Source organism: Chryseobacterium arachidis (assembly GCF_900129245.1).
GTDB lineage: Bacteria > Bacteroidota > Bacteroidia > Flavobacteriales > Weeksellaceae > Chryseobacterium > Chryseobacterium arachidis.
In genome coordinates, this window is record NZ_FQUT01000027.1 from 1 (window position 1) to 5,299 (window position 5,299).

The following is a 5,299-nucleotide window of genomic DNA, read 5'->3' on the forward strand; positions in this document are numbered from 1 at the left end:
AAAAGCGGAAGATTTGAAGATCATTGACATACAATATAACAACCAAGTAAGGAAAAACTAAAGCGTTAAAAAACTTTGAGTGAGTCAAGAACAAACATACAATGGAGAGTTTGATCCTGGCTCAGGATGAACGCTAGCGGGAGGCCTAACACATGCAAGCCGAGCGGTATTTGTTCTTCGGAACAGAGAGAGCGGCGTACGGGTGCGGAACACGTGTGCAACCTGCCTTTATCAGGGGGATAGCCTTTCGAAAGGAAGATTAATACCCCATAATATATTTTACGGCATCGTGGAATATTGAAAGCTCCGGCGGATAGAGATGGGCACGCGCAAGATTAGATAGTTGGTAGGGTAACGGCCTACCAAGTCAGTGATCTTTAGGGGGCCTGAGAGGGTGATCCCCCACACTGGTACTGAGACACGGACCAGACTCCTACGGGAGGCAGCAGTGAGGAATATTGGACAATGGGTGAGAGCCTGATCCAGCCATCCCGCGTGAAGGACGACGGCCCTATGGGTTGTAAACTTCTTTTGTATAGGGATAAACCTTTCCACGTGTGGAAAGCTGAAGGTACTATACGAATAAGCACCGGCTAACTCCGTGCCAGCAGCCGCGGTAATACGGAGGGTGCAAGCGTTATCCGGATTTATTGGGTTTAAAGGGTCCGTAGGCGGATCTGTAAGTCAGTGGTGAAATCTCACAGCTTAACTGTGAAACTGCCATTGATACTGCAGGTCTTGAGTAAGGTAGAAGTGGCTGGAATAAGTAGTGTAGCGGTGAAATGCATAGATATTACTTAGAACACCAATTGCGAAGGCAGGTCACTATGTCTTAACTGACGCTGATGGACGAAAGCGTGGGGAGCGAACAGGATTAGATACCCTGGTAGTCCACGCCGTAAACGATGCTAACTCGTTTTTGGGTTTTCGGATTCAGAGACTAAGCGAAAGTGATAAGTTAGCCACCTGGGGAGTACGTTCGCAAGAATGAAACTCAAAGGAATTGACGGGGGCCCGCACAAGCGGTGGATTATGTGGTTTAATTCGATGATACGCGAGGAACCTTACCAAGACTTAAATGGGAATTGATCGGTTTAGAAATAGACCTTCCTTTGGGCAATTTTCAAGGTGCTGCATGGTTGTCGTCAGCTCGTGCCGTGAGGTGTTAGGTTAAGTCCTGCAACGAGCGCAACCCCTGTCACTAGTTGCCATCATTCAGTTGGGGACTCTAGTGAGACTGCCTACGCAAGTAGAGAGGAAGGTGGGGATGACGTCAAATCATCACGGCCCTTACGTCTTGGGCCACACACGTAATACAATGGCCGGTACAGAGGGCAGCTACCAGGTGACTGGATGCAAATCTCGAAAGCCGGTCTCAGTTCGGATTGGAGTCTGCAACTCGACTCTATGAAGCTGGAATCGCTAGTAATCGCGCATCAGCCATGGCGCGGTGAATACGTTCCCGGGCCTTGTACACACCGCCCGTCAAGCCATGGAAGTCTGGGGTACCTGAAGTCGGTGACCGTAACAGGAGCTGCCTAGGGTAAAACAGGTAACTAGGGCTAAGTCGTAACAAGGTAGCCGTACCGGAAGGTGCGGCTGGAACATCTCATTTTAGAGCGTCATTAGACGATAAACAAAATTAGTGTCCTAGACACACTGTACTTACTTCAAAGTAAAGCTTTAGTTTTTTGTTTGGTTGATATATAAAAAATACAAAACCCACTAGAAATTAGTAAAGGGATTGAGAGAGACAAGAGATGAAAAGATGTGAGATGAGAGACAAGCAAGTCTCGTGTCTCAAGTCTGACAATCTCAAATCTAATAAAGTCTCGTAGCTCAGCTGGTTAGAGCGCTACACTGATAATGTAGAGGTCGGCAGTTCGAGCCTGCCCGAGACTACTAATTTTGAGTACAGGAGTTTGAGAGTATTAGAGTAAATGAGTTTAACGCTCCATCCCTCTAACACGTTCACTCACCAACTCAACTAGAGGGGGAATTAGCTCAGCTGGCTAGAGCGCCTGCCTTGCACGCAGGAGGTCAAGGGTTCGACTCCCTTATTCTCCACAGTTTTGGAGGTTTAGTTTAAAAGTGACGATTGGAGCCAAAAACAACAATTGTTTACTAAACCAAAAAGAAGACATTAAGATCATTGACATTAACGGTAAAGACATCACAAAGAGAAAACCGAGCACTTATAAGTGCTTGAGTAACCTAAAAATAGGAAAGAAATCGTTAAGGGCGTATGGCGGATGCCTAGGCTTTCAGAGGCGAAGAAGGACGTGGTAAGCTGCGAAAAGCTACGGGGATTGGCACACACGAATTGATCCGTAGATATCCGAATGGGGCAACCCAATACATTGAAGATGTATTACCTCGCAAGAGGAGCAAACCCGGAGAACTGAAACATCTAAGTACCCGGAGGAAAAGAAATCGAAGAGATTCCGTAAGTAGTGGCGAGCGAAAGCGGATTAGCCCAAAAGTCTTTATATATTTAGAAGAATGTTCTGGAAAGAACAGCCATAGACGGTGATAGCCCGGTATTCGAAAGGTATACATAGATGATAAATGAGTAGGGCGGGACACGTGAAATCCTGTCTGAATATGGGGGGACCATCCTCCAAGGCTAAATACTCCTGAAAGACCGATAGTGAACAAGTACTGTGAAGGAAAGGTGAAAAGCACTTCGAATAGAAGGGTGAAATAGAACCTGAAACCGTACGCCTACAAGCGGTCGGAGCCCACAAGTTGGGTGACGGCGTGCCTTTTGCATAATGAGCCTACGAGTTAATTTTACTAGCGAGGTTAAGGACTTCAGGTCCGGAGCCGGAGCGAAAGCGAGTCTGAATAGGGCGATGAGTTAGTAGGATTAGACGCGAAACCTTGTGATCTACCCATGGGCAGGTTGAAGCTTTGGTAACACAAAGTGGAGGACCGAACCGGTTGACGTTGAAAAGTCTTCGGATGACCTGTGGGTAGGGGTGAAAGGCCAATCAAACTGGGAGATAGCTCGTACTCTCCGAAATGCATTTAGGTGCAGCGTCGCAAATGAGTTTATTAGAGGTAGAGCTACTGATTGGATGCGGGGGTTTCATCGCCTACCAATTCCTGACAAACTCCGAATGCTAATAAATGTTCTGCGGCAGTGAGGGCATGGGTGCTAAGGTCCATGTCCGAGAGGGAAAGAACCCAGACCAACAGCTAAGGTCCCCAAATATATGTTAAGTTGAAGCAACGCGGTTGGACTGCATTGACAGCTAGGATGTTGGCTTGGAAGCAGCCATTCATTTAAAGAGTGCGTAACAGCTCACTAGTCGAGCGGTCCGGCATGGATAATAATCGGGCATAAACATATTACCGAAGCTATGGATTTGTATTTTAGATACATCTGGTAGGAGAGCATTCTGTTTGCGCCGAAGCAGTATCGTGAGGTATTGTGGAGCGGACAGAAAAGAAAATGTAGGCATAAGTAACGATAAAGGGGGCGAGAAACCCCCTCACCGAAAGACTAAGGTTTCCTCAGCCATGCTAATCAGCTGAGGGTTAGTCGGGACCTAACGCGAACCCGAAAGGGGTAGTGGATGGACAATGGGTTAATATTCCCATACTTGCTCACACTAAAAAGGGGACGGTTCGACGTAGCTATTGAAGACGGACGGAAGTGTCAAGGCCTAGCCTTCGGGCGAAGCTGTTATAGTGAAATCGGATCCAAGAAAAGCCGAAGTGAAGCAACCCGTACCAAAACCGACACAGGTGGTCGAGGAGAGAATCCTAAGGTGCTCGAGTGAGTCGTGGCTAAGGAACTAGGCAAAATAGTCTCGTAACTTCGGAAGAAGAGACGCCATCAGCAATGGTGGCCGCAGTGAAGAGGCCCAGGCGACTGTTTATCAAAAACACAGGACTCTGCTAAATCGAAAGATGCTGTATAGGGTCTGACACCTGCCCGGTGCTGGAAGGTTAAGGAAGGGCGTTAGCGTAAGCGAAGCGTTTGACTGAAGCCCCAGTAAACGGCGGCCGTAACTATAACGGTCCTAAGGTAGCGAAATTCCTTGTCGGGTAAGTTCCGACCTGCACGAATGGTGTAACGATCTGGGCACTGTCTCAGCCACGAGCTCGGTGAAATTGTAGTATCGGTGAAGATGCCGATTACCCGCAATGGGACGAAAAGACCCTGTGAACCTTTACTATAACTTCGTATTGACTTTGAGTAAGTAATGTGTAGGATAGGTGGGAGACTTTGAAGCGGGCACGCTAGTGTTCGTGGAGTCGACGTTGAAATACCACCCTTTACTTACTTGGAGCCTAACTTCTTTTAGAAGGACATTGCGTGGTGGGTAGTTTGACTGGGGTGGTCGCCTCCAAAAGAGTAACGGAGGCTTTCAAAGGTACCCTCAGCACGCTTGGTAACCGTGCGTAGAGTGTAATGGCATAAGGGTGCTTGACTGTGAGACCTACAAGTCGATCAGGTGCGAAAGCAGGACATAGTGATCCGGTGGTTCCGTATGGAAGGGCCATCGCTCATAGGATAAAAGGTACTCCGGGGATAACAGGCTAGTCTCCCCCAAGAGCTCACATCGACGGGGAGGTTCGGCACCTCGATGTCGGCTCGTCACATCCTGGGGCTGGAGAAGGTCCCAAGGGTTGGGCTGTTCGCCCATTAAAGTGGCACGCGAGCTGGGTTCAGAACGTCGTGAGACAGTTCGGTCTCTATCTATTGCGGGCGTTAGATGTTTGAGAGGGCTTGATTCTAGTACGAGAGGACCGAATTGAACAAACCTCTGGTGTATCAGTTGTACCGCCAGGTGCACCGCTGAGTAGCTACGTTTGGAAGAGATAAGCACTGAAAGCATATAAGTGCGAAACTCGCCTCAAGATGAGACATCTTTTAAGGGTCGTGGGAGATGACCACGTTGATAGGCTACAGGTGTAAAGTTGGTAACAGCATAGCCGAGTAGTACTAATTACCCGTAGATTTATAGCCTAATATAATGGTTAATTATTAATTGTAAATGATCAATTAACTTAAGCCTTATAAGTGCGACACTGGTTTTGCCTTTGTGATGAAATTTACCGATAAAACAGGTATCAGATGATAGATACAAGGTAGCAGGTAGCAGTAAAGCTACTACCTAACACCAAAGATCTGCAACCTGAACCTTATATACAACCTTTAGGGTGGTTTTAGCGGTGGGGCTCACCTGTTCCCATTCCGAACACAGAAGTTAAGCCCACCAGCGCCGATGGTACTGCTAACGCGGGAGAGTAGGTCGCCGCCAGTTTTTATTAAAAGTCTCATAGA

The 5,299-nt window shown here is 47.7% G+C and carries 2 tRNA genes and 3 rRNA genes; all 5 read left to right on the top strand.

From position 1 onward, the window contains the following. The first annotated feature begins 98 nt into the window (after positions 1 to 98). The 5 genes from BUA89_RS22550 (at position 99) to rrf (ending at position 5,279) form a co-directional block, all read left to right on the top strand. Positions 99 to 1,615: ribosomal RNA gene (locus BUA89_RS22550) — 16S ribosomal RNA — on the top strand. 213 nt (positions 1,616 to 1,828) lie between these two features. Further along, a tRNA-Ile gene (locus BUA89_RS22555) sits at positions 1,829 to 1,902 on the top strand. A 91-nt stretch (positions 1,903 to 1,993) separates the two neighbouring features. Next, positions 1,994 to 2,067 (top strand) — tRNA-Ala (locus BUA89_RS22560). Between the two features lie 158 nt (positions 2,068 to 2,225). Further along, positions 2,226 to 4,981, top strand: a 23S ribosomal RNA gene (locus BUA89_RS22565). 190 nt (positions 4,982 to 5,171) lie between these two features. Then, positions 5,172 to 5,279, top strand: a 5S ribosomal RNA gene (gene rrf, locus BUA89_RS22570). The 16S, 23S and 5S rRNA genes sit together here with 2 tRNA genes alongside, the layout of an rRNA operon. The last annotated feature ends 20 nt before the right edge of the window (positions 5,280 to 5,299 follow it).